A 24,646-nucleotide genomic window follows, 5' to 3' on the forward strand; every position below is an offset into this window, starting at 1 on the left:
TAATCGTCAAATCGCCAAATTGACAAATCGCCAAATCGTCTAATCGTCTAATCGTCTAATTGTCCAATCGTTCAGTTAGCTCAAACCACCTTTCAGTCTTTTCCTCTAAGGCTACAAGGGTCTCTTGTAGAGCAACTGATTGACTTTGTATCTCATCATTAGTAAGATTTCCCTCAGCAAAGGCAGCTTCTATAGCTGTCTTTTTTTCTTCCAATTGGGCTATTTCCTTCTCTAACCTATTGTATTCCTTTTGTTCGTTGAATGAAAGACCTTTGTTAGCATCTTTGCGCCAAGTATTTTTGGTAGCCTCTTTTTTAGGAGCGTCATCTGTTGGCGGAGTGCTCTCTTCATACACGCGATAATCGGTATAGTTACCAGGGAAATCCTCTACTTCACCTTGTCCTCTGAATACAAAAAGGTGGTCTACTATCTTATCCATAAAATAGCGGTCGTGCGATACTACCACCAAGCACCCTGGGTAGTCCAATAAGAAATCTTCTAACACATTTAGTGTTACAATATCAAGGTCATTAGTAGGCTCGTCTAATATCAGAAAGTTCGGATTTTGTATCAGTACTGTACAGAGGTACAGGCGTTTAAGCTCGCCACCACTAAGTTTTTCTACATAGTCGTATTGTTTTTTACGGTCGAAGAGAAAACGTTCCAACAGTTGTCCTGCCGATAGGGTACGACCTTTCAGTAGCGGTATGTAATCACCATATTTTTGTATTACTTCTATTACTTTTTGCCCTTGCAATACCTCTATACCTTCCTGCGTATAATAGCCGAATTTGATAGTGTCACCTACTATTATCTTGCCGCTATCAGGGGTTAGAGCCCCTGTCAGTAAGTTCAAAAAAGTAGATTTACCAGTACCATTCTTACCGATGATACCCACCCGTTCCCCTCTTAGGAAGTTGTAACTGAATTTATCGAGTATTGTTAGCTTATCAAACGCCTTACATACGTTGTGAAACTCTACCGTCTTGCTACCCAATCGCTCCATATTAATTTCCAGCTGCACCGTGTGCTCCTTGCGTCGTTTATGGGCTTGCTCTTTTATCTTATAGAAATCATCAATCCGCGACTTCGATTTGGTTGTACGTGCTTTAGGTTGGCGGCGCATCCAGTCTAATTCTTTCACGTATAGGTTTTTAGCCTTCTCAACTGAAGCCTGTTCTTGTGCCAATCGCTGTTCTTTCTTTTCTAAGAAGTAAGAATAATTACCTTTATAACTGAACAACTCGCCTCCGTCAAGTTCTAATATTTCGTTGCACACGCGCTCCAAGAAATAGCGGTCGTGAGTAACGATAAAGAGCGTCAAATTTTCTTTAGCAAAATACTGTTCCAGCCACTCTATCATCTCAAGGTCTAAGTGGTTGGTAGGCTCGTCTAAAATAAGCAAGTCAGGCTTGCTAATAAGCACATTAGCCAAAGCGAGGCGTTTTTTCTGCCCGCCTGATAAGTTCTTCACTTTCAGACTAAGATTGTCTAATTTCAGCCTAAAAAGAATTTGTTTATATTGAGTCTCAAAGTCCCAAGCGTTGTGTAGCTCCATTTGCTCAAAAGCCTTTTGGTATGCTACTTCGTTTTCAGGGTGCTCCAAAGCATGTTCGTATGCTTGAATAAGACGCAAAATAGGATTATCAGCAGCAAAAATAGTCTCTTCTACGGTTAGTTCTTCATCAAAATATGGGTTTTGCGACAAAAAACCGATATGTATTCCTTTTCTAAACACCACCTGACCGCTATCAGGCAAGTCTTTACCTGCCATAATATTCAGAAGAGTCGTCTTTCCAGTGCCATTTTTAGCAATAAAGGCAATCTTTTGGTCTTTATTGATGCCAAAAGAAATATTTTCGAGTATAACTCGTTCCCCAAAGGCCTTAGATATATTTTCTACTGATAATAAATTCATTATATTATTTTTATCTTAAATTATGTTGAAACAACAGACTGTCTACAATGTTTTTCGTGTATGCTTGCCTGTCACATTTCCCCCTTTTGAAGGAAGTCCGCGAGCTGGCGCAGCGGAGTATGTGTATAGGGGGATGTTAATAATCAACAAGCAGCCCGCAAAAATAAGCAAAAAAACGCTAAGAACAATTTTTTTATTATCTTTGCCCACATACAAAAGACAAGAAACCTATGAAAATCTATATTAACGGAGCTTCCTGCCTAAGTGCCCAACCTACTTTTCCTACTCCTTCATTCGACGATTTTTTGCCAGCCCAGCCCGATGAGGTGCTTTATGCGCAAGAACATTCTTATAAGGATTATATAGCCCCTAATGCTAGCAGACGAATGGCTAAAGGGGTGAAAATGAGTATTGCTACCGCTACTGAAGCCCTCCGAGAAGCCCATATTACCACACCTGAAGCTATAATAGTAGGCACGGGTATGGGCTGCGTCCAAGACACCGAAAAGTTTCTCAAGGCGATGCTTGATAATCACGAACAACATCTTACCCCCACGGCTTTTATACAATCCACCCACAATACAATAGCAGGACAACTCGCTTTGCATTGGCAGTGCCACAGCTATAATACGACTTATGTTAACGGAGCTATCTCATTCGAGTCTGCTCTGTTAGATGCTACAATGCAGTTAGAACAACAGCTGATAGCCAATGCTTTAGTAGGAGGGGTCGACGAACACGCTCCTTTTTTTCTACAGACGCAACAGTTGATAAAAAGCAACCTGATGGGCGAGGGGGCAGCTTTCTTTGCTCTTTCCGCTATTCCTGCGGAGCATACTTATGCCGAGCTCGTAGATATTAGTCTTCGCAATGAAGTTACACCTGACGAACTCCCCTCTTGGATAACTGACTTTCTCCAGCATAATGCTCTTAGCATAAGCGATATAGATATTATTTTCACTGGCGACCCTACTTCGCTACCTTGGCAATGTCCTATATTGTCTTATAAAAATCTTTGTGGCGAATATTTCACAGCCTCAGCTTTTGGTTTATGGTATGCCTGCCACTACCTGAAGGAAGACAAAGCACGCCGCATACTACTTATTAATTCTTATAACAATAAAGATTTCAGTTTGGTATTAGTAGAAAAATTTTCTGTATAGACTTACCCTATACGTTGGATATAGGAACAATATAGGAAGAGCGAAGGAAAGTTGGCGAGCTGGCGCAGCCGAGTATGTGATGAATAATTAGCGAAAAATAAGTATCCAATAATGGTTGAAAAAATAGAAAAATATACTTTTTTACTCATTTCCTGCTAATCAATGTAAGAAAAATTGATTATTAAAAAAAAAGGTGTAACTTTGCACCGTTTTTATAGTATGTATAATTATAGTAACTAACTAAGAATCAATTGTAAAGAATACAAAACTACAGTTTCATTATGACTAAAAAAGCCTTATTTTCACTACTTACAACCTTATTTTGTACAGTAGTTTTAGCACAACAAGAGTCGCAGTACACACAGTATATGTATAACACTATGCTGTTTAATCCTGGTTACACTGGCTCACGCGAAGTAGGAAGTTTCTTTGGTATGTTTCGTACCCAATGGGTAGGCATCAAAGGGGCACCTACTAATGGTAGCATTAGCTATCACCAACCGATGCAAGAACTTCGCAATGTAGGTTTAGGAGGAAGTATTTTCCGCGAGAGTATTGGTCCTCAAAACCAAACACAATTAGCAATAGATGCATCGTATACATTGAACTTTGAAAACTCTAAATTAGCTTTTGGTATAAAAGGTTCAGGTAGTTTATTTCAAATAAATTACGATGAATTGCGCAAACAAGATAATACCGATGTTACCTTAGCGGGTACCGAAAGTGTATTTTCACCTAATATAGGGGCGGGAGTGTATTGGTATACTAATAAGTTTTACCTCGGTTTCTCAGTGCCTAATATGTTAGAAACTACCCATTATAAAGACCAATCGGTATCAGTGCTTAAGAATGCACAACACTTCTATTTCATTGGGGGCTATGTATTTAACCTATCAGATAATGTGAAGTTTAAGCCAGCAGTACTTACTAAAGCTTCTTTTGGAGTACCATTACAAGTAGATGGCTCGCTCAACTTTATGTTCAATGAGAAATTTGTCATAGGGGCAGCTTACCGTTGGGATGCCGCAGTTAGTATAATGGCGGGCTTCCAAGCCAATGATCGTTGGTTTATAGGTTATGGCTATGACTACGAAACTACTGAATTGTCAAAATACAACTCAGGTTCTCACGAGATATTCTTGCGTTACGAACTTGTTAAAACCTATAAGAAAATCGTATCACCTCGATTCTTCTAAAATAATATTTTTAACCATTAACCACTTTATCAATAAATTATTAATTTGTAATTGTTAATTGTTAAAAATGAGATTATTAACTTTTAGTGTAGCTTTATTAAGTTCTACTTCATTACTTTTTGCACAACCAGAAAAAGAGTTGGAAAAAGCAAATGAAATGTATAAGAACTTTTCGTACGTTGATGCGATTAAAATTTATGAAAGAATAGCCCAGAAAGGCTTTGTGAATCAGGAGATGCTCGAGAGTTTGGGCAACGCGTATTATTACAATGCCGAATACAAAAAGGCGCTTCCTTGGTACGAACAACTTTTTCAAGAAGGTAAGTACAAGGTAAAACCTGAGTATTATTATCGTTATGCACAAACACTTAAGTCTGTCGGCGACTATACCGAAGCCGATAAAATGATGGCTAAGTTTGTTCAACTTACTAATGCTAATGATACTCGTGCGGCCCTTTTCGAAGAAAACAAAGATTATCAAACGGTTATTAAGAACAACTCAGGTAGATTTCAGCTCAATAATGCCTCTATTAATACCGAAAATTCTGAATATGGTACCGCTCTTTATGGTGATAAGATAGTTTTTGCAGGGGCTACCAATGCCAGAAAAGCTAAACGTGGTGTATCTCAATGGACAGGCGAGAGTTTCTACGACCTTTACGAGGCAGAACATTTCGATCAGAAGTTAGGTAGCAGAAAACCTTTTTCTTCTTCTGTTAATACACAGTTTAATGAGTCTACCCCTGTTTTTACTAAAGATGGCAATACAATGTATTTTACACGTAATAACTACGTAAATAGAAAACTTGGTACTGATATCGAAAATACTATTTTGCTTAAAATATTACGTGCCACTAAAGATAAGAACGGCAATTGGGGCGACATCGTTGAGGTTCCTTTCAATAGCGACCAGTATAACGTAGCACACCCAGCTCTTAGCTCAGATGAAAAGTATTTGTACTTTGCCTCTGATATGCCAGGAACATTTGGTAGTTCTGATATTTTCAGAGTAGAAATTTTGGGTGATAACCAATATGGTACTCCCGAAAATTTAGGTAATATCATTAATACAGCAGGTCGTGAGTCTTTCCCTTATATTTCTAAAGAAAATGTACTTTACTATTCATCTGATGGTATACCTGGTCTTGGGGGGTTAGATATTTTCGCTGCGAAGTTTAATGCCGATGGCTCTACTTCTAAACCGGTAAATATCGGTATGCCTGGTAACAGTGCAGATGATGACTTCTGTTTTGTGTTCAATAGCGATAGCAAAATAGGTTTCTTAACCTCAAACCGTCCTGGAGGGAAAGGTAAAGATGATATTTATAGCTTCCATGAAGATAAACCTCTATTGTTCTCTTGCCAGAAAAATATCAAAGGTATAGTAAAAGATGCTAAAACTAAGGCTATTATTGCCAATGCAAAAGTGATTTTATCTGATAAAGTGATGAAAGAAGTAAGTACAGACAAGTCAAAAACTGATGGTACTTTCACTTTTGAAAAAGTAAATTGCAATGATTCTCACTACTACTTACGTGGGGAAAAAGAAAAATACGAAACAGCCGAAGTAAATGTTACTGTAGGGAAAGATGAGGTAGTATACGAGATATTGCTCAACCCAAGACAAGTAGCTATCAAAAAAGGTATGGACTTAGCTAAAGTATTTGAAATCAAAGAAATTAAGTTCGACTATAATAAAGCTAATATCCGCCCAGATGCTGCGGTTGAGCTTACTAAAATCGTAGAGGTAATGCGCGAGTATCCAAAAATGAAGATAGATATTCGTTCTCATACCGATAGCCGTGGTGCTGACTCATATAACCTTAAACTTTCTGACCGCCGTGCTAAAGCTACCCTCGAATGGATAGTTAAACAAGGTATCGATAGAAAACGCTTAAAAGCTAAAGGTTATGGCGAAACACGTCTCGTAAACGGATGCTCTAACGGAGTGCCTTGTACTGAAGAAGAACATCAAGAAAACCGTCGCAGCGAATTTATCGTTGTTGCGATGTAATAATCTCTCATAATAGCTTTGTCAAAGAGGTAATATTTATAGTTACCTCTTTGGCAAAATCTTTAAATATAGTATTCATTTCCTAAATTCTTAATTTTTTCTTATTTATATCTTATGAAAAAACTTTTTTTTATAACTTTCTTATTAATATTACAATTCTCTTTTGCTCAAAATGAAAAAGAAGCTTTGCAAAAAGCAGCTAAATATTATAAGAACTTAGATTATGTCGAGGCCATCAATGCTTATGAAAGTATAGCCCGCAAAGGAGTTGAACCTCAAGAACTCTTAGAAAACCTTGGTAATGCTTACTATTATAATGCCGATTATCAGCAAGCTAATAAATGGTATGATAAACTTTTTAAAGCTAAGGATCCTAAAACTAATAAGCCTTTAAATATCAAGCCAGAATATTATTACCGCTATGCTCAAACTCTAAAAAGCAAAGGTGATTACGATGCTTCCGACAAAGTAATGGATCAGTTTGTAGCACTTACAGGTAAAAACGATGTGCGTGCTGTACTATTTCTCAAAAACAGAGATTATCAGGCTGAAGTAAAACGCAATTCAGGTAGAATGGAGCTCAATTTGCTCAAACTCAATACTAAAAAATCAGAGTATGGTACCGCTTTTTATGGCGATAATATTGTATATGCTACTAGCAAAACAGGTTTTCTAAAACGCCGTTCAGAATGGACAGGCGACAATTTTTATACGCTCTACGAAGCTAATACTGATAGCCTACAAGCCTCAAGAAAAGCAAAATTAAACGGTATTAATACTAAGTTTAATGAATCAACAGCTGCCTTTACTAAAGATGGTAATACGATGTATTTTACACGTAATAACTTCATCAATAACGAGGTAAAAACTAACGGCGACCAAACCGTATTGCTTAAGATTTTTAAGGCTACTAAAGATAAAAGTGGCAAATGGGGAAATGTGCAAGAAATGCCTTTCAATAGCAATATTCACAGCGTAGCACACCCAGCTCTTAGTCCTGATGGCAAATATATCTATTACACTTCTGATATGAAAGGTACTATTGGTGCTTCTGATATCTACCGCTCTAAAATATTAAAAGACGGGTATGGTAAACCAGAGAACTTAGGCGAGCGTATCAACACACCTGGTCGCGAGTCTTTCCCTTTTATATCTGATGATAATATACTCTATTTCTCTTCTGATGGCTTCCCTGGTTTAGGAGGCTTAGACATTTTTGCTGTCAAATTAGATGCAGAGGGCAATCCTATTACCAAGCCTATCAATATAGGTCGTCCTGGTAACAGTGCAGATGATGATTTTTGTTATGTTATCAACAGTCATACACACATAGGCTATCTTACCTCTAATCGTCCAGAGGGTAGAGGGAGTGATGATATCTATAGTTTCTATGAGCATACCCCTCTTCGTTTTACCTGTCAGTACAGCCTTAAGGGGGTAGTTAAAGATGCTGCTACATCAGCTATTATTCCTAATGCTAAGGTAGCTCTTTGGAGTACCAACAATACTCTTTTAGAGGAAACTACAGCCGATGCTGAGGGGGCATTTGCATTCAATTACACAGCTGATTGTGGCGACTTACAACTGTTGATTAAATCAGAGAAAGAAAAATACAACAGCAATCAGCAGCTTTTAGCGCTTAATAGCAATAAAGATGTAACAGCTGAAGTATTATTGACGCCTATTCCTGTAGTAGAAGAGAAGAAACCTAAAGAAATAGCGGTAGGCAACGATTTAGCCAAAATATTGAATATCGAAAACATCTACTTCGATTATAATAAAGCTAACATTCGCAAAGATGCAGCTGAGCAGTTAGCTAAAATCGTAAAAGTGATGCAAGAGCACCCTACAATGACGGTAGATGTACGCTTGCATACTGATAGTAGGGGTTCTGATAAGTACAACCTAGCCCTTTCACAACGCCGTGCTAAGTCTACTATCAAGTGGATTACCTCTCACGGTATCAAGAAAAACCGTATTACAGGTAAAGGGTATGGCGAAACGCAGTTAGTAAACGAATGTAGTAATGGGGTACCTTGTACCGAAGAGCAACATCAAGCCAACCGTCGTAGTGAGTTCATTATTATTAGTTATTAGTTATATTTTTAAAATTGTTATACAAAAAAACAGTCTGAGTGTTATCACTCAGACTGTTTTTTTGTATATTTATCTCTTCTTTATATCTTACTCATCGCCTCTTTTATGTGGGCTACTTCAGCACCTATATCGCCAGCACCTACAGCTAATAGTAGAGAGGGCTGCATAGTCTCTAGTAAAGGAATAAGTTCCGCTTTGCTTACTAAAGTCTTTTGTGGGGTAGTGATTTTGCTTAGCAAAACTTCAGAGGTAATGCCTTCAATAGGCAATTCTCTGGCAGGATAAATATCCAATAGGATAACCTCATCAAACTGCGATAAGCTTTTGGCAAAATCATCCATAAAGTCACGGGTACGACTGAAGAGGTGAGGCTGAAAGATAATAGTTTTAGGGGTATTAGGATACATTTCGCTCACAGCCTGATAAAGCGCATTAATTTCTGAAGGGTGATGAGCGTAATCATCTATAAACACCCTATTTTTTTCTTTTATGATATACGAAAAACGCCTTTTTACTCCCTTGAAAGTTGCCAAATGAGGAAGTAAGGCTTCTGGGGCAAATCCTGCTTTTATTGCCATTGAAACAGCAGCTAAAGCATTTAATAAGTTGTGTCTTCCAGGTTTTAAGAAAGTATAATCTTTGTAGATACCTCCTTTGTATTTAAAATCGAAGTGGTAAACACCATCTACTATGCGAATATGCTGAAAAGAATAGTCAGAATCATCTTCTAATCCAAAAGTTTCGCCTGCTATAGCCAACCCATTGCGCACTATTAGGCTACCTCCTTCTTTTATTTTGCCTGCAAATTGGTGAAATCCTTCTATCAGGTGTTGTTCATCACCATAAATATCTAGGTGGTCAGCGTCCATAGAAGTGATACACGCTATATTAGGCGACAGACGCAAGAAAGAACGGTCAAACTCATCAGCTTCAGCTACAGTGTATTCATTGCCGTGTAGTACTAAGTTGCTATTGAAGTTCTCTGCTATACCTCCTAAAAAAGCACTTACCGAGGCACCACTTTCTACTAATATATGGGCGAGAATGCTCGAGGTAGTCGTCTTGCCGTGCGTGCCCGCTACCGCTAAACAGAAACTGTTTTGCGTGATAAAGCCTAACACTTCCGAGCGTTTTACCACCTCATAACCATTTTGCTGAAAATACAGCAGTTCTGAATGGTCTTTAGGTATAGCAGGGGTATAAACTACTAAAGTAGTAGCTTTGTCTTTAAATGAGGCTGGAATAGCGGCAACATCATCAGTAAAGTGTACTGCTATTCCTTCTTTTTCAAGCATTTCTGTAATTTCAGTAGGCGTACGGTCGTAACCGCATACAGCTTTGCCATTAGCGTTAAAATAACGAGCAAGAGCTGACATACCTATGCCGCCTATACCTATGAAATAAACGTTTTGTATGGGTGCTAAATTCATAACTTCTTGGTTTCTACTAATTTTCCGTCTTTGTAATATGATACTGTTGTTTCTTTTATACTGCGGTCTTCGCAGGTCTTTTGGGTGATAATGCCTTTGTCATATAACTCACGGCAGTTACCTTTTTCTGTTATATACCACTTTTCAGTCAGCTTGCCTTCAGGGTCGTACTTAGTGGTGGCTTTACTATCGATAATCTCTATTTTTAGCTTACCGTTTTGGTAATACTCCTTAGTGATGTTTTTGATGCTATTTACCTCCTTACTCGGGTTGCCGTTTTTGTGATAAGTAGTCACTATCTGGTCTGCGCCCTCTTTTAGATTGGTGTATATCTCTATCTTTTGTGCGATATTCCCTGCGTGGTCATACACCAAGCCTTCTATCATATTTCCTTTAAAAATATTTTTCTTCCGCAATCGCCCTTCCGAGTTGAATAGGTGTATTTCTGATAACTTTCCGCTATCAAAAATATAAGTAGAGGCTATGTTGCGTTTCTTGTTGAGGAACTTCCCTTCGCCTATCAGTATTCCTCCATTACCTATTTCAAACTCAAATCGTTGTTCATTATTATCAATGATGTAGCTTCCTTTTGCTAAACTTACTTTGCGTGTGATGTAGGCTTGACGTATCATATCACTGTTGATAGCGCCAGCATTACCCTTTTTCATCAGTCGTTGTAGTTGCTCATACACTTCATAATTAGTGTATTCCTTAATTTCTACAATACCTTTCTTGAAAGCATCACTTTTTGTGTCGATAAAAACTGAAGGCTTCAGTGTAGTTTGTCCTATAGCTGCAACTGCCCACCATATTATGCTTATAAAAATTAATTTCTTAGTCATTCTATTCAGATTTTAATCGTTGAGTATGAGGTTTACTATATCTTTAGTAGCGTTGGGCTGTGCCAAGGCTTTTATATGTACCGATAAGGCTTCTTGTTGTGCTTCATCGGCTATTAGCTTGCTAAAAGTGTTTGCAAACTGCTCATTTAGTTCACTTTCACGCAATAGTATAGCGGCTTGTTTGTCGGCTATGGCACGTGCGTTCTTGGTCTGGTGGTCTTCGGCTACGTTAGGCGAGGGGATAAAAATCACAGGCTTGCCCACTACGCATAGCTCACTCACTGAACTGGCTCCTGCGCGCGAGATAATCACATCAGCCGCTGCGTACGCCAATTCCATTCGGTCTATAAATGCCAATACACGTACCTGTTCACTATTGTATTTTTTGTATTCTTCGTAATATAACTTTCCACACTGCCATAACGCCTGCACCCCTAATTGCTCAAAAAGAGGCAATTGTTGCTCTATAAGCTGATTGATACGGCGAGCACCTAAGCTACCTCCAAGCACTAATAAAGTTTTTCGCTGACTGTCTAAATGAAAATAAGAGAGTCCTTCAGAGCGATACTGCGTTATGTTTAGCAAGCCATCGCGTATAGGGTTTCCTGTTTTTACTATTTTCTCCTTCGGAAAAAATTGCTCCATAACATCGTAAGCTACACATATCTTGTGTGCGTTTTTGGCAAGCATTTTATTAGTAATGCCGGCATACGAATTTTGCTCTTGTATAAAAGTGGGAATACCCATCTGTCCTGCTACTTTCACTACCGCACCACTAGCAAAACCTCCCGTGCCTATTACCGCGTCGGGCTTAAAGCGTTTGATGATACTCCTTGATTTTAGCAAGCTGCTAATAAATTTTAAGGGGAAAAGTAGGTTCTGCCAGCTGAGTTTGCGCTGCAAACCCGAAATCCACAAGCCCTCGATGGGGTAACCTGCTTGAGGCACTTTCTGCATTTCCATACGGTCTTTTGCCCCTACGAAAAGGATTTCAGCATCGGGTAGCCGTCTTTTTAGCTCGTCAGCAATGGCTATGGCAGGGAATATATGCCCTCCTGTTCCTCCTCCTGATATGATAAATCTTTTCATTATTTCTTAGCTATTTTGTTGTTTATCAACTTCTAACGCCTGATTTCCACATTTCAGCTCTATCACCGTAATCTCAGGCCATACCCCTAATCTACCAGGGAAAGCGTGGTATCCAAAACCTCTATTTACATTCAAATATCGTGCCCCTTCTTTGTACATACCTCCCCAATATTTGTAGATATATTGCGAAGGACTCCAGCGCCACTGTGGTATCTCTATGCCGCACTGCATTCCGTGCGTATGTCCGCTTAAGGTTAGGTCTATCGACTTCTGCTCTGGCAGTACTTTCTCTTGCCAATGGGTAGGGTCGTGACTCATAAGTATCTTGAAATCAGTCTCGCTTACTCCTTCCATTGCTTTGTTTAAGTCACCATACTTAGAAAAACGCCCGTGTCCCCAATTCTCTACTCCTATAAGGGCAATCTTGTCACCATTGCGCTCCAAATAACGATTATTGTTTAGTAATAAATCCCAGCCCATTTCCTTCTGTAGCCGGTGTAGTTCTGCTATGTTTTGCTGTTTAGCTTCTGCACTTTCCCAAGACGAATAATCACCGTAATCGTGGTTACCCATAATCGAGAATACCCCATCAGGGGCGTGTAGGGTAGCAAATAGTTGCTTCCAATCACGTACCTCTTCAGCTAAGTTATTCACCAAATCGCCAGTAAATAGTATTACATCGCTTTTTTGAGCATTGATAAGTTCTACTCCGTAACGTATTTTGTCGTAATTGTCAAAACTACCACAGTGAATATCAGAAATTTGAGTAATACGATAGCCGTCAAACGCTTTAGGTAGATTAGGGAAATAAAGCGTATACTTCCACACTTTGTAGTTGTATTTTCCTTTGAAAATGCTGTAGAGTATCGAAGCGAAAGGTATAGCCGCCAATCCCCATCCTAAGGTGCTGACGAACTTGCGTCGTGAGGGAATACGTGGGGCATTAGCTCTTCTTTTGATAAAAAGAGCGCGCACTAAGCGACTAAGGTCTTCTATCAACAGCGGCAAACTGACAAAAAGGCAGATGATAAGCCACGTAAGGAGTCCTGCCACTGCGTACTGTTGCCGAGCGCTCCATACCGTTTTGCCTCTTCCAAACCATTGGTAAAGCAGGTACAGTACTATTGTTATAGCCACTCCCCAAAACAGCCAATGTACCCATCGCGCAGCTTTAAGTGTCTTCAAACTTCTACTTGCGTAGAAACTCAGTAAAAAATAAAAAGTAAGGATACTGAAAAGTATAGCAAAAATCATATAATCAATTGAAAATTAGTAAAATAGATGAATTGGCTAATGAACCAATTATCCCCCTTATAACCTCAACGTTAGAAATAGGTCTTTTGCTTTCGTCTAAAAAGCTCTCAGTTTTAAATGAAAAAGGTAGGGTAGTACCCAGTTCCTCAAAAACCGTACCCGAAAAATGTACGTCAGTAAAACCAGCTGCTTTTATCTGTTCTATGCTTTTCGCATTGATACCGCCACCAGGCATAATAGTAGGTTGTCCGCCTCCTATGCGGTTTAATTCTTTTAGCAGGTCAAGCCCCTCTATAGCCGATTTTTTACCACCGGAAGTTAAAATACGATGCACCCCTAAGCCTTTGAGGGTATGGATAGCTGCTATGGGGTCTGGAGCACAGTCGAAAGCGCGGTGGTAAATAAATTCCATAGTACCAGCAGCTTCCATTAGCTGAGCAGTACGCGCCTCGTCAATAGTATTATCGCGGTGCAATACACCTGTTACTACTCCTTGGCAACCTAATTCCCTGCAGAGAACAATATCACGCAACATCACGTCAAATTCCTCTTCAGTATAGGTAAAATCACCACTGCGCGGACGTATTAGTACACAGTTACCAATACTCAATTCGTCCATTACTTTTTTTATGAGCCCATAACTGGGGGTTATGCCCCCTACGCCCAATTCGCTACATAACTCTATACGGGTAGCCCCCGCTATCTGTGCATTTCTTGCCGACTCAAATGAGCTGGCACATATTTCATAAATCATCTTTGTTCTAATTTTTGGCAAAATTACAAAATAATCAGCAACCAACAAAGAAAAAAGAATACCTATAACCAATTATACAAGGCTAATTTGTTCTAAACCTTTGATATGTATCACCTCCTACTTGTCCCACCTGTCCCACTCGTCCGAATAAACACTTCTAATAATGATGCATTACCAAATAGTAAGAAAACCTTCTTCTGGTGAGATAGGAGAAATTTCTTTTATTTGTTGATTATGATTACTAAATTTTCCTCCCCATCCTGTTATGATATTCCCTTTCAAATAGATATCAATAATTTTTGTGAAAAAGAATGGATAATTCTCAATTTTTGATTGGAAATAGACTTCTCTTAAAGTTGTAATAAAAACTTCTTTTAGAAATAGATTGACATTCATATTATAAACAGAATCAAAATAAAGAGATTCAATTTTAGAAAAATCAAATTTTTTATTTTTGATATAGTTTTTTACTATTAAATCGGTTACTCTATTCCAAGAATTATGTTCTTTTTTGTTGTGTAGAGATAAAAAAATCTGTCCTCTGAATCCAACTTCTATAAATAGATTTTCCAGAGTTACAAAACCTTTTATATCATTCCGATAAGATAACTGCTTTTCTACCTCATCTATTTCTGAAGCAAATTGATAATTAAAAGGAATATTGAAATTATTAACTTTTCCACAATTTCTAAACCATTTATTATCAATCAAACTTTCTGCCATTAACTTCATTTCAGATGTTAATTCTATTTTATTGAATAATTTTGAAAAAAACATAATTATTAATAATGCAAAACTCTTTTAATAACTTTTATCCCACCCGTTCCACTTGTCTCACTTGTCTCACTTGTTCCACTTGTCTCACTTGTTCCACTTGTCTCACTTGTCTCACTTATCCCACCCGTCCCACTTGTCTCACTCGTCCTACTCGTCCCACTCGTCCGAACAACCACCGAAGGATGAGCGAAGGATAAGCGAAGGATCACCGAAGAATTAGCGCTCATTTTTCGTCTCTACAACAAGCTTCCGTCAAATAAAAAAGGTAGCAAATCCTTGATAGACTCAGTGCGAATGATAGAGCCTTTAGCCCCCATAAAATAAACAGGAATAGGCTGTCGCTGTTTAGTCTCATACTCCGAAAGCGACTGACGACAAGCACCACAAGGCGAAACAGGTTGCCCTGTAGGGTCTTCAGCAGTGCCCGAAATAGCAATCATCTTTATAATCTCATCAGGGCATTGGGTCGATGCCTGATAAATGGACACTCTTTCAGCGCACAAACCAGAGGGGAAGGCGGCATTTTCTTGGTTTGAACCGATAAAAATCTTACCATTGCCTACTAATACAGCAGCTCCTACTTTGAATTTCGAATAAGGAGCGTAGGCGTTATGGCGTGCTGCTACTGCTTCAGCCATAAGAGTTTGTGCCTCAGTAGGTAGGTCAGCGAGGCTTTCAAATATAGTGTATCTAATTTGTAATTGTTTTTCTGTTTTCATAAAATGACTTTTTTAGACGGCAAAGATAATCAAATAATTAACAAATGACAATTAATAATTAACAATTATAGAGGTATTTGTCATTTATCATTTGTCATTTGCCATTAATTTACTATCTTTGCACCCTAAATAACAGAAAATAAACTATATGCTAGATAAATTAAACATCGTTAAACAGCGATTTGATGAGATTTCAGACCTGATTATTCAGCCTGATATCATCGCCGACCAAAAACGCTATATACAGCTCAACAAAGAGTATAAAGACCTTAAAGAGCTGATGGATAAGCGTGAAGAATACATTACCGTAACGGGGAATTTGAGCGAAGCGGAAGAAATTATAGCCGATGGTTCTGACCCCGAAATGGTAGAAATGGCTAAGCTGCAACTCGAAGAAAGCAAAGAACGCCTACCACAGCTCGAAGAGGAAATCAAATATATGCTTATCCCTAAAGACCCTGAAGACGCTAAAAATGCCGTGATGGAAATACGGGCAGGTACAGGTGGCGATGAGGCTTCTATCTTTGCTGGTGACCTTTATCGTATGTACACCAAATACTGCCAAAGCAAGGGCTGGAGTACCTCAGTAATGGATTTTAATGAGGGTACAGCAGGAGGCTATAAAGAGATTATTTTTGAGGTTACTGGTGATAATGTATATGGTACTTTGAAGTTTGAAGCAGGGGTACACCGTGTGCAACGCGTGCCACAGACCGAAACACAAGGGCGTGTACACACTTCAGCGGCTACTGTTATTGTGCTACCCGAGGCAGAAGAGTTTGATGTAGAGCTTGATATGGCCGATGTAAAGATTATCCGTACTACCTCTACCGGACCTGGTGGGCAGTCAGTTAATACTACCTATTCAGCTATACAGTTGCAACACATACCTACAGGTATAGAGGTGCGTTGTCAAGACGAAAAGTCACAGCACAAAAACCTCGATAAAGCCTTAAAAGTATTACGCTCTCGCCTTTATGAAATGGAGTTGGCTAAGAAAATGGAGGCTGATTCAGCACGCCGTAAATCTATGGTATCAAGTGGTGACCGTTCGGCTAAGATACGTACTTATAACTATCCACAGGGGCGTGTTACCGACCACCGTATTGGGCTCACCCTCTACGATTTGCAAAACGTTATCAACGGCGATGTACAACGCCTTATCGATGAACTCCAACTTGCTGAAAATGCTGAAAAACTAAAAGAAGGAGACGTGTTTTAATGATAAAATACAAATAACAAATAAAAAGCTGGTTGAACATTTCAACCAGCTTTTTTTATTGTTTATGTTTATATTTATATTAAAGGGTCTCTTTTAGCCATTTGAAGAAAGTGCGCTGCCATAATAGTCCGTTTTGTGGTTGCAACACCCAGTGGTTTTCATCAGGGAAGTATAAAAGTTCACTCTTGATACCTCGCAATTGTGCTGCTGTAAAAGCTTGAAAACCTTGCTCTTCGGGTACGCGGTAGTCTTTACCTCCGTGAATGATAAGAATAGGGGTATCCCATTCAGTTATCTTCTCTATTGGGTTAAATTCTTTATATGATTTTTGCGCTACGGCATTCTCTTTTTCCCAATAAGGGCCACCTATTTCGTGATTATTGAAGAAAAGTTCTTCGGTAGTGCCATACATACTTTGCAAGTTAAATACCCCACAATGGGCGATAAAGCTCTTAAATCGTTTTTGGTGAATACCGGCTAAATAGTAGATAGAATAACCACCATAGCTGGCCCCTACAGCCCCTAAACGGTTTTTATCTACGTAGGGCTCTTTAGTTATATCATCAATGGCTGATAAGTAATCTCGCATAGGTTGTCCGCCCCAATCTCCACTGATTTGGGCATTCCATTCTACCCCAAACCCTGGCAAGCCACGTCTGTTAGGAGCAATTACTATATAGCCTTGCGAGGCCATTAGTTGGAAGTTCCACCTAAAACTATAAAACTGACTTACAATTGATTGTGGACCTCCTTGGCAGTAGAGTAGGGTAGGGTACTTCTTATTAGGGTCGAAATCAGGAGGATAAATCACCCAAGCGTGCATATCCTTGCCGTCAGAGGTTTTGATAATGCGCTCTTTTATAGGACAAGTCGCTATGTTTTTATAAGCCTCATCATTGAAGTGTGAGAGCTGTGTAAGGGACAGAAACCCTTTTTTTCTCTCTTTCAGATTGATGGTATACACTTCGCCTGCGCGGTTCATATCATTGCGCATTACCACTAATAGGTTACCGCTTTGTCCTACTATACTACCCACATCATATATCCCTTTAGTAAGCTGCTTAGGGGTAGTGTCTTTGCCATAAACATCTACTACAAACAGCTGTTCAGTGCCTTGAGTAGGAGCGATTAGGTAAATCTGCTTGCCATCATTACTCCAGCGGTAGCTGAATACTGTGTTATCCCATTGAGCAGTGAGGTTAATGCGCTTACCGTCTTTTAGTATATAGAGGTCATTCTTGTCAGATTCATTCCCATCGTGTGCCATACTTAGCCACGCTAGTACACCCTCTTTATTATACTGTGGGTTGGTATCGTACCCCATCATTCCCTCCGTTAGGTTTCGGGTTTTCATTGTGTTGAGGTCATACTCGTATATATTGGTATTAGTACTGAGCACATACTCTGTGCCTTCTTTGGCTTTGGTAACAAATAGCACTTTCTCCCCATCAGGGCTCCATATATAGTCTTCCTCCCCTCCGAAAGGCATTTGAGGACAGTAGAACGGCTGTCCCTCCATTAAATCTCTTTGGTTGCCCTCAGCGTCCTCTATAAACACGTGGTTGTATTTGCCTTCATTCCACGTATCCCAATGGCGGTGGTCTAAGCTACTATACAACCTCCCTGATGATTTTTCCAAGTCGGCATAGAAGTCTTTGCCCAATACAGGGGCTACTTTCACCTCTTTATGTATGACCTTCACCAAGCTCTCTTTTTTGATAGGGTTGTATTTTGCCGTAGCACGTTCTACTTCCTCCTCGCTTATCGGTATAGGTACACCTCCTTTTACGGCTAATTTGTAGTATTCTTTGCTAAAGGTGTTTTCTGCCATATTAGGCGTACTCACGCTTAGCAATACATATTGCGTATCCTGACTGAGCCCAACGGCACTCACTCGGTGTAGTTGCCATAACTTTTCGGGAGTAAGAGGCTGTTGCGCTTGTAAGCTGTTAAGTGTCATAATAGTAATTAAGGAGATAAGATGTTTTTTCATATTATTTATTGTATTGACGGCTAAATACTAATTTCATAATAAACTGATAACTCTCTACCAAAAATGCTCTGATTTCTTTTAATACAAAACCAATACCTGATTTAATAACAGGTTTCACTCGGTTATAAATAAAAGAAAGCCACACACATACCGCTATAAAAGCAGGAGCACCTAACACCACTTGATAAGGTTTTAGGCTACCACCAAAATGCTGTAAGAGTCCGTGAGAGGTGATGCTGCCGTAGAGCACAAAGCAGTGTATCACATAGATAGAAAGGGTGTTTTGTCCGATACTTTTGATAAGCTTAGAAGTTATCACATTGCGCATAAGGGCAAAGAAACCAAAGACTAACAGTACATTGCCTAAGCGTAGGTAGGCAAAATCCTCCATAAGCCGAGCGAAGAAAGTAGCGTGGTTGATGTAATACAATTGTTCTACTATATAATGTGAAGCCCATAACAGAAAAGCCCCTACTGTTAAGAATAGCAGAATAGCATTGCGGTACAAATGAGGGTGTGCTTTATAACGCTGAAATAGATAGCCCATAAAACCTCCGAAAGCTACATAGCCAAACCACGGAAAGATAGGGAAGAAGCTGCCGTGTGCTCTGGTGAAATAGTTAGCAATAGGTAAAGGTAAAAAATCAAAAGTGAGGCTTTTGTAGAAAGGCTCAAAAGTAAAAGCCAATAGGGTAGTGCTGAGCAGTATGGTAGGCATTACCCACGCCTTGCGGTTATATGATAGCAAATAAGTAGTGATGAGCAGCAAGAGCGAAAGTCCTATGCAGTGCAATACATCTACACTTTGGAAGCTCATACGCAAGAAGTACGCTATACCTATGAGCATCAAGCCGCGTCTGATACCTTTCTTCACACGCGGATTTTGCCAACCTATTTTGGTAGCATCGCTCTCTTTTACTAATAGAAAAGTGAAGATAAAGCCCGAAACGGTGAAGAATACAGGGGCAGTAATACCAGTGCAATAGTGCCAAAGCCAGTAGATAAAATTGTTATCATCGCGATAACGGTCGGCTAAAAGCCCCCCTACGAAGTGCCCTTGTAACATCATACAGATAGCAAAAGCACGAATTACATCTATAAAGTCAAGTCTGAATTTTTTTACGTTTTCCATAAATCAATATGATTATTCACGCGGCAAAAGTACAAAACTATTCATAATAGACCAATTATTATATAAAAAAACTTTGCCAAAGTACTGATACTCTGGCAAAGTGATAAATATTTAAGTGTAAATATTTTATAAAGAAGGTCTTGTTTTTTTCTTTACAGCTCCTATAATAGCCCCCAATACAAGTCCGCCTATACCCCCTGAAATAAGAGGTGAAAGGAAAGTCTTCAAGAGTGAAGGTTTGTGTTTAGCCATTTCATCTGTGAATGTCTTTAATTGTTCTTCAGATAAGCCCATAGCACTCATTTTTTGTTCAACAAGATCTATAGTTCTTTGGTAATAGTCAGGGTCTATTACAGTAGTGTAGAGTACTTGATAGAAAGCTAAGATTACCCCAGCTATTAAGCCTACTACAGCTCCGACTTTGATAGCTTCGCCTACTGTTAGGAAGCCTTCATTTCCGTTCTTGTACTGCTGAATAGCTGCAGCTATAAACCATACTGAGATGGCAATACTTATTACCGTAGTAAGCACACTCATACCAGCGCTACCTGAATATAGTAATCCTGTAGCATATAGTAGTACTTGATAGGCAATACCTACGCCTCCTAATAAAAGTCCATTTTTAAGGACGATGTTTTTAAAATCTGCTTTTGTCTCCATAAGTGAATTATTTATTTGTTAATGGCACAAAAATACAAAACGTTTTTTAAATAGCAAGTAAATTAGCAAAAAAAAATACCACGCCTCTTTTTTATAAGGCGTGGTTTAAGTTAAAATGATATTGAAATGTGTTGTGTAGCGGTCACACGTTATTTCTTATTTATTTTTTAATAAATCTCTGATTTCAGCCAATAACTCTTCTTGAGTAGGGCCTGCTGGTGCTGCTGGAGCCTCTTCTTGTTTCTTCTTTAGTTTGTTGATACCTTTTACAAGCATAAAAAGTACAAAAGCTACAAATAAGAAGTTGATAACAGCGGCAAGGAATTTACCATAAGCTACCCCATTCCAAATAAGCGCATCTAATTTATCTACTTGTGCCGCTTTTAGTGCAGGGGTCAATAATAGAGGGGTGATAACATCTGCTACTAATGATGATACGATAGCACCAAAAGCTGCACCGATAATCACACCTATTGCTAAATCAACTACGTTGCCCTTTACGGCAAACTCTTTAAATTCTTTTAAAAATCCCATAATGATTTAAATTTTTAGTTTACTTGTTTAAAATTAAGGGGCAAAGATACTACTTTTTTTTGAATAACAAAGAGAAAAGGGACGAATTTCACAACTGTCCCTTTTCGATCACTAACTAAAAAACTCAATCACTATACTTATTTTCAGTATTTTAGGGGGTTATACCGTCATACTGAATATTTTGGTTTCTGGCATTTTTCGCTGTAGTCGTAGGTCAAATGCCATACAGATGTTTCTAATAAATTTCTTTCCTTCATCGGTTACGTCTATCTGCTTTTCGCTTATATGCAGTAGTCCGTCTTTTTCCATCTCGCTGAGCTGCTGTAGCACTTGGTCTATTTCAGCAAACTGTAGTTCGGGTTGTGCCCACGAGGTAGTGAATTGGCACATCAGGTTGAGTATATGTCGCCTGATGATTAAATCTTCAGGGTTTAAGATGTGCCCTTTGCATACCGGTATTTCATTCTTTTCAAGTCGCTCGTAATAGGCTTCTAAGTCCTTTTCGTTTTGAGCAAAACCATACCAACTATCGCTGATAGCCGACATACCTAAGCCTATCATCACTTGGGTTTTAGAAGCGGTATAACCCATAAAGTTGCGGTGTAGCTGGTGCTGCTCAAAGGCGCGATACATACTATCGGTAGGCAGTGCAAAGTGATCCATACCTATTTCGGCATAACCTACTTGTAGTAATCGCTCTTTACCCTCTTCGTACAACTGACGCTTTACTTCTCCGCTCGGTACATCTTCATCTTTAAAACCTCGTTGCCCATTACCTTTTATCCACGGTACGTGGGCATAGCTGTAGAAAGCAATACGGTCAGGGCGTAGGGTGTTGCTCTTATCGATAGTATAGAGCACATCGTCTAAGGTCTGAAAAGGCAACCCAAATACTAAATCGTGACTTACAGAGGTATAGCCAATCTCGCGTGCCTGATCGGTTACACGTTTTACATTCTCAAAGGGCTGTAGGCGGTGTATGGCTTTTTGTACTTTTTCAGAATAGTCTTGCACGCCGTAGCTTACTCGCCTAAATCCTAAATCATACAATAATTGCAAATGCGCTTTAGAGGTATTGTTAGGGTGCCCTTCAAAGCTAAATTCGTGCTGCTCTGCTATATCAGCTCTTTCAAAAATGCCTTCTATCAGTCGTTTTAGTTCTGAAGGTTTGAAGAAAGTAGGAGTACCACCACCTAAGTGTATTTCTTTTATCAGTGGGCGTGCAACTAAAACATCAGTATATAGCTGCCACTCTTTTAGCACAGCGTCTATATAAGGAGCTTCCACCTCGTGCCGTTTGGTGATGCGCTTATGGCAACCGCAGAAGGTACATAAACTCTCGCAAAAAGGCAAATGTATATATAAGCTAATCCCCTCATTCGCATTACTTTCATTATATGAGGTTACTAAACTATCTAACCATTTTTCAGTAGAAAAACTATCATTTTCCCAATAAGGTACGGTAGGATAACTTGTGTACCGAGGCCCTGCTACATTGTATTTCTGAATGAGTGATATTGCCATTTCTTTATTAAAATCGCTGCAAAGGTAATAAAAAAAACTTAAATACGAAACTTTTGGTAGTTAGATTGCTTCTACATTTATATCAGGATTGCCTAACTTGTTTTTCAGTATTGCTTCTATACCTTTTTTGAGCGTTTGTGTAGAGGACGGACAGCCGCTGCACGCACCTTGCAGAAGCACTTCTACGTGATGGGTGTCGGGCTGGTATGATATAAACTGTATATTGCCCCCGTCCGAGGCTACAGCAGGTTTTACGTGCTCTTCTATGATAGCTACTATCTGTTGCGATATAGGGTCAGTCGTTACTTTTGATAACAAATGAGCCTGTACTGCCGTTTGCCACTTCTTTACTTCGGAAATGTTAATCACAGTCTTCTCTGCTGCCAGATAGTCTTTGATAAAGGCTCTTAGTCGTGGGCTCTCCTCTTCCCAGTCAGCAGTGTCGGTTTTGGTAACCGATATATAGTCGTTGTCAAAAAAGACTTCAGTTATAAAAGGGAATGCCTGAAAAAGAGCTTGTGCCAAAGGAGCTTCTGCTGCCTCTGTAGCCGATTTGTACTCTATAATGGTGGGTACTAAACGCTTGTTAGCTACAAATTTCATCACAGCAGGGTTAGGAGTGGTTTCGGTGTAAAGGCTGACCTCTACAGGGGTGCGCCCACTATCGTTATTTACTAAGGGGCGTCCTGACTGTAGATAGACTGCTATCTGCTGGGCAACCTCTTCTTGTACATCTTTCCACTCTATAATAGGAAAGCGCTTCAGGGCGATGAAGTTGCTCGATATATAAACCGTTTTGATAAAAGGTAAATAAAAAAGCTCTTTGGCTAACGGAGCGTTTTTAGCTTCATCAACATTTTTATACTCATAACTGCCTTTTACTAAAGGTCTGTTAGCTTCAAGTTTTATGATGTCGGGGTTAGCGGTGGGCTGTACTGTTAGGGTTATAGCTGTCATTCTTAAGTGTCTTTGCGCCCAAAATCGGCAGGATTTTCGCCCCACGCTTGGGTTTCCCATTTTAGGATGGGGTTAGGGTAAGTGTTTTGGTGTAGCCACTTCTCGGCACGGGCTATCAGCTCAAATATTTTTTCATTATGGGGGGTATGGGGTACTTTGGTTTTGCATACCTTTTGGCGCACCCAATTCATCGCTATTTTGCTGTCGGAATAGATAGGCAGACTTAGGTTGCGCTGCTTTAGAAAAGCTAAAGCGTGTACGATAGCCAAAAACTCGCCTATGTTATTGGTGCCATCTTTCATAGGCTGTAACCTAAATATCTCGGCTTGGGTCTGGGTATCAACCCCTCGGTATTCCATTATCCCAGGGTTGCCACTGCAAGCCGCATCTACAGCTATTGAAGGCAGTATCGGGTTGCCAATGCGCTGCCGCTCTAAGGGCGATAGAGTAGGGGGGGCAGCCGTGTTTTTACCTTTGTATAGCTCAAAGCTCTCACCAAAGGCTTTTTCAGCCATTGCCTGACTCTCAAAACTCTTGAACTTAGCATAAGGATAGCCCTCAACGGCTTTCTTGCACTTATCCCACGAACTAAAGATACCCGTTTGGTGTCCTTCCCATACTACATAATACTTCTTTTTCGACATTGTATGTTAAAGTCGCTACTAACTTTTTACTATCACAAGGGTGTAGGTGCCATTGCTCAATTCATAGGTATCGCCCACTACTTTTACCCTAAAAGCGCCTTGCAGCTTAACATCGTCTATACCCTTTGAGGTAATAGTTACCGTTTGCCCTTCGGCAAGGGTAGCCAATGGCTGTGGAGTGCTTATAGTTACGTACTGTGTTTTCATTTTGGCAATACTTTCGGTTAGCCATACAAAGTTGGCTTTTCTGGCAGCATACCCTACCGCCAATACCTGCTGCCCTTGCGCATTGTACAAGCCTTGTAGGCGTGAGGTAGGTGCAGGGGTGCTGATAGCTAAGTTTATCCGTATTACTTCATTTTGGTAAGTAATGACTAACTGGGTAGCTACTGTGGGCTGCTGGTTCACTTTTAGGGTAACGTGCTTACCGTCTTTATGTACTGTTACTGCCTGCTGTGCCGTAGTAGGACTTACGGTAGCGGTATAGGCATCGTTAGGCACCTCAATAGTGAGGGTAAGGGTAGCCCCTACGGTAGCAGCAAGGGTAGTGCCCTCCTTTAACTCGGTACCATCAGCTTGTTTCACTACCAAAGTAGTGCTGGGCTGAGGTTGTGGAGTAGGAGGGGTTGGCGTTTTTTCTTCGTCTTTTTTACAGCCTGTAACTACTAAAGCAAGTAGTAATAAAGCTGTTGCAATATAGTGTTTAAAACTATTCATTGTGATGTTT

21 protein-coding genes are annotated in these 24,646 nt (G+C 39.7%); 5 read left to right on the forward strand and 16 right to left on the reverse strand.

The genetic code is table 11. From position 1 onward, the window contains the following. Positions 1-55 precede the first annotated feature (55 nt). Positions 56-1,918 carry an ABC-F family ATP-binding cassette domain-containing protein gene (locus tag FOC45_RS04750; RefSeq protein WP_009389136.1) on the reverse strand — a complete coding sequence of 621 codons (1,863 nt, stop codon included), beginning with the start codon at positions 1,916-1,918 and terminating at the stop codon, positions 56-58. Positions 1,919-2,148: 230 nt separating this feature from the next. On the opposite strand from FOC45_RS04750, the gene FOC45_RS04755 reads away from it, so the two are divergent. The 4 genes from FOC45_RS04755 (at position 2,149) to FOC45_RS04770 (ending at position 8,388) form a co-directional block, all read left to right on the forward strand. Beyond that, entirely contained in the window at positions 2,149-3,081 is a 933-nt protein-coding gene (locus FOC45_RS04755; RefSeq protein WP_009389139.1) for a beta-ketoacyl synthase chain length factor, read from the forward strand. A 281-nt stretch (positions 3,082-3,362) separates the two neighbouring features. Continuing rightward, a complete protein-coding gene (locus FOC45_RS04760) occupies positions 3,363-4,277 on the forward strand; it encodes a type IX secretion system membrane protein PorP/SprF (protein ID WP_009389140.1) in 915 nt (304 codons plus the stop codon). Positions 4,278-4,344: 67 nt separating this feature from the next. Continuing rightward, complete coding sequence (locus tag FOC45_RS04765) at positions 4,345-6,291, forward strand: OmpA family protein (protein ID WP_009389142.1); 1,947 nt, start codon at positions 4,345-4,347, stop codon at positions 6,289-6,291. A 114-nt stretch (positions 6,292-6,405) separates the two neighbouring features. Beyond that, entirely contained in the window at positions 6,406-8,388 is a 1,983-nt protein-coding gene (locus FOC45_RS04770; RefSeq protein WP_009389144.1) for an OmpA family protein, read from the forward strand. Between the two features lie 80 nt (positions 8,389-8,468). On the opposite strand, the gene murC is transcribed toward FOC45_RS04770, so the two are convergent. The 7 genes from murC to cdd form a co-directional block, all read right to left on the reverse strand. Next, positions 8,469-9,818, reverse strand: a complete 1,350-nt coding sequence (gene murC / locus FOC45_RS04775) for a UDP-N-acetylmuramate--L-alanine ligase (RefSeq protein ID WP_009389146.1) — start codon at positions 9,816-9,818, stop codon at positions 8,469-8,471. Further along, positions 9,815-10,660: a hypothetical protein gene (locus FOC45_RS04780; protein WP_009389148.1), complete on the reverse strand. Its 846-nt coding sequence runs from the start codon at positions 10,658-10,660 to the stop codon at positions 9,815-9,817. Before FOC45_RS04780 ends, murC begins: the two co-directional genes overlap by 4 nt. 12 nt (positions 10,661-10,672) lie before the next feature. Further along, positions 10,673-11,749, reverse strand: a complete 1,077-nt coding sequence (gene murG, locus FOC45_RS04785) for an undecaprenyldiphospho-muramoylpentapeptide beta-N-acetylglucosaminyltransferase (RefSeq protein WP_009389149.1) — start codon at positions 11,747-11,749, stop codon at positions 10,673-10,675. Positions 11,750-11,755: 6 nt separating this feature from the next. Further along, entirely contained in the window at positions 11,756-13,003 is a 1,248-nt protein-coding gene (locus tag FOC45_RS04790; protein ID WP_009389150.1) for a metallophosphoesterase, read from the reverse strand. Positions 13,004-13,007: 4 nt separating this feature from the next. Further along, the gene (locus FOC45_RS04795; RefSeq protein ID WP_034540283.1) at positions 13,008-13,757 is read right to left on the reverse strand and encodes a copper homeostasis protein CutC; all 750 of its coding nucleotides are present in this window, start codon (positions 13,755-13,757) and stop codon (positions 13,008-13,010) included. Between the two features lie 171 nt (positions 13,758-13,928). Further along, on the reverse strand, positions 13,929-14,534 hold the full coding sequence (locus FOC45_RS04800) for a hypothetical protein (protein WP_009389152.1): 606 nt from the start codon (positions 14,532-14,534) through the stop codon (positions 13,929-13,931). Between the two features lie 236 nt (positions 14,535-14,770). Beyond that, a complete protein-coding gene (cdd, locus tag FOC45_RS04805) occupies positions 14,771-15,253 on the reverse strand; it encodes a cytidine deaminase (RefSeq protein ID WP_009389155.1) in 483 nt (160 codons plus the stop codon). Between the two features lie 148 nt (positions 15,254-15,401). Between cdd and prfA the strand changes: the two genes are divergently transcribed. Next, positions 15,402-16,475, forward strand: coding sequence for a peptide chain release factor 1 (gene prfA, locus FOC45_RS04810; RefSeq protein ID WP_009389156.1), 1,074 nt, complete (start codon positions 15,402-15,404; stop codon positions 16,473-16,475). Between the two features lie 79 nt (positions 16,476-16,554). On the opposite strand, the gene FOC45_RS04815 is transcribed toward prfA, so the two are convergent. The 8 genes from FOC45_RS04815 to FOC45_RS04850 form a co-directional block, all read right to left on the reverse strand. After that, a complete protein-coding gene (locus FOC45_RS04815; protein ID WP_009389157.1) occupies positions 16,555-18,468 on the reverse strand; it encodes a S9 family peptidase in 1,914 nt (637 codons plus the stop codon). Between the two features lies 1 nt (position 18,469). Continuing rightward, the gene (locus tag FOC45_RS04820) at positions 18,470-19,600 is read right to left on the reverse strand and encodes a heparan-alpha-glucosaminide N-acetyltransferase domain-containing protein (protein ID WP_009389158.1); all 1,131 of its coding nucleotides are present in this window, start codon (positions 19,598-19,600) and stop codon (positions 18,470-18,472) included. Between the two features lie 126 nt (positions 19,601-19,726). Then, the gene (locus tag FOC45_RS04825) at positions 19,727-20,260 is read right to left on the reverse strand and encodes a DUF4199 domain-containing protein (protein ID WP_009389159.1); all 534 of its coding nucleotides are present in this window, start codon (positions 20,258-20,260) and stop codon (positions 19,727-19,729) included. Positions 20,261-20,416: 156 nt separating this feature from the next. After that, positions 20,417-20,794 (reverse strand): large conductance mechanosensitive channel protein MscL, encoded by a 378-nt coding sequence (gene mscL, locus FOC45_RS04830; RefSeq protein ID WP_009389160.1) that lies wholly within the window; start codon positions 20,792-20,794, stop codon positions 20,417-20,419. Positions 20,795-20,953: 159 nt separating this feature from the next. After that, a complete protein-coding gene (gene hemN / locus FOC45_RS04835; protein ID WP_009389161.1) occupies positions 20,954-22,318 on the reverse strand; it encodes an oxygen-independent coproporphyrinogen III oxidase in 1,365 nt (454 codons plus the stop codon). A 60-nt stretch (positions 22,319-22,378) separates the two neighbouring features. Beyond that, the gene (locus FOC45_RS04840) at positions 22,379-23,275 is read right to left on the reverse strand and encodes a NifU family protein (RefSeq protein ID WP_009389162.1); all 897 of its coding nucleotides are present in this window, start codon (positions 23,273-23,275) and stop codon (positions 22,379-22,381) included. 2 nt (positions 23,276-23,277) lie between these two features. Continuing rightward, the gene (locus FOC45_RS04845) at positions 23,278-23,919 is read right to left on the reverse strand and encodes a viroplasmin family protein (protein ID WP_009389163.1); all 642 of its coding nucleotides are present in this window, start codon (positions 23,917-23,919) and stop codon (positions 23,278-23,280) included. Positions 23,920-23,937: 18 nt separating this feature from the next. After that, positions 23,938-24,636, reverse strand: coding sequence for a hypothetical protein (locus FOC45_RS04850; RefSeq protein ID WP_009389164.1), 699 nt, complete (start codon positions 24,634-24,636; stop codon positions 23,938-23,940). Positions 24,637-24,646 lie beyond the last annotated feature (10 nt).

It is taken from the genome of Capnocytophaga sp. FDAARGOS_737, assembly GCF_009730375.1.
Lineage (GTDB): Bacteria > Bacteroidota > Bacteroidia > Flavobacteriales > Flavobacteriaceae > Capnocytophaga > Capnocytophaga leadbetteri.

What these genes read in the sequence shown, in the direction of transcription:
- FOC45_RS04750 (WP_009389136.1), bottom strand. Translation starts at nt 1,918, where the DNA reads ATGAATTTATTATCAGTAGAAAATATATCTAAGGCCTTTGGGGAACGA.
- FOC45_RS04755 (WP_009389139.1), top strand. Translation starts at nt 2,149, where the DNA reads ATGAAAATCTATATTAACGGAGCTTCCTGCCTAAGTGCCCAACCTACT.
- FOC45_RS04760 (WP_009389140.1), top strand. Translation starts at nt 3,363, where the DNA reads ATGACTAAAAAAGCCTTATTTTCACTACTTACAACCTTATTTTGTACA.
- FOC45_RS04765 (WP_009389142.1), top strand. Translation starts at nt 4,345, where the DNA reads ATGAGATTATTAACTTTTAGTGTAGCTTTATTAAGTTCTACTTCATTA.
- FOC45_RS04770 (WP_009389144.1), top strand. Translation starts at nt 6,406, where the DNA reads ATGAAAAAACTTTTTTTTATAACTTTCTTATTAATATTACAATTCTCT.
- murC (WP_009389146.1), bottom strand. Translation starts at nt 9,818, where the DNA reads ATGAATTTAGCACCCATACAAAACGTTTATTTCATAGGTATAGGCGGC.
- FOC45_RS04780 (WP_009389148.1), bottom strand. Translation starts at nt 10,660, where the DNA reads ATGACTAAGAAATTAATTTTTATAAGCATAATATGGTGGGCAGTTGCA.
- murG (WP_009389149.1), bottom strand. Translation starts at nt 11,749, where the DNA reads ATGAAAAGATTTATCATATCAGGAGGAGGAACAGGAGGGCATATATTC.
- FOC45_RS04790 (WP_009389150.1), bottom strand. Translation starts at nt 13,003, where the DNA reads ATGATTTTTGCTATACTTTTCAGTATCCTTACTTTTTATTTTTTACTG.
- FOC45_RS04795 (WP_034540283.1), bottom strand. Translation starts at nt 13,757, where the DNA reads ATGATTTATGAAATATGTGCCAGCTCATTTGAGTCGGCAAGAAATGCA.
- FOC45_RS04800 (WP_009389152.1), bottom strand. Translation starts at nt 14,534, where the DNA reads ATGTTTTTTTCAAAATTATTCAATAAAATAGAATTAACATCTGAAATG.
- cdd (WP_009389155.1), bottom strand. Translation starts at nt 15,253, where the DNA reads ATGAAAACAGAAAAACAATTACAAATTAGATACACTATATTTGAAAGC.
- prfA (WP_009389156.1), top strand. Translation starts at nt 15,402, where the DNA reads ATGCTAGATAAATTAAACATCGTTAAACAGCGATTTGATGAGATTTCA.
- FOC45_RS04815 (WP_009389157.1), bottom strand. Translation starts at nt 18,468, where the DNA reads ATGAAAAAACATCTTATCTCCTTAATTACTATTATGACACTTAACAGC.
- FOC45_RS04820 (WP_009389158.1), bottom strand. Translation starts at nt 19,600, where the DNA reads ATGGAAAACGTAAAAAAATTCAGACTTGACTTTATAGATGTAATTCGT.
- FOC45_RS04825 (WP_009389159.1), bottom strand. Translation starts at nt 20,260, where the DNA reads ATGGAGACAAAAGCAGATTTTAAAAACATCGTCCTTAAAAATGGACTT.
- mscL (WP_009389160.1), bottom strand. Translation starts at nt 20,794, where the DNA reads ATGGGATTTTTAAAAGAATTTAAAGAGTTTGCCGTAAAGGGCAACGTA.
- hemN (WP_009389161.1), bottom strand. Translation starts at nt 22,318, where the DNA reads ATGGCAATATCACTCATTCAGAAATACAATGTAGCAGGGCCTCGGTAC.
- FOC45_RS04840 (WP_009389162.1), bottom strand. Translation starts at nt 23,275, where the DNA reads ATGACAGCTATAACCCTAACAGTACAGCCCACCGCTAACCCCGACATC.
- FOC45_RS04845 (WP_009389163.1), bottom strand. Translation starts at nt 23,919, where the DNA reads ATGTCGAAAAAGAAGTATTATGTAGTATGGGAAGGACACCAAACGGGT.
- FOC45_RS04850 (WP_009389164.1), bottom strand. Translation starts at nt 24,636, where the DNA reads ATGAATAGTTTTAAACACTATATTGCAACAGCTTTATTACTACTTGCT.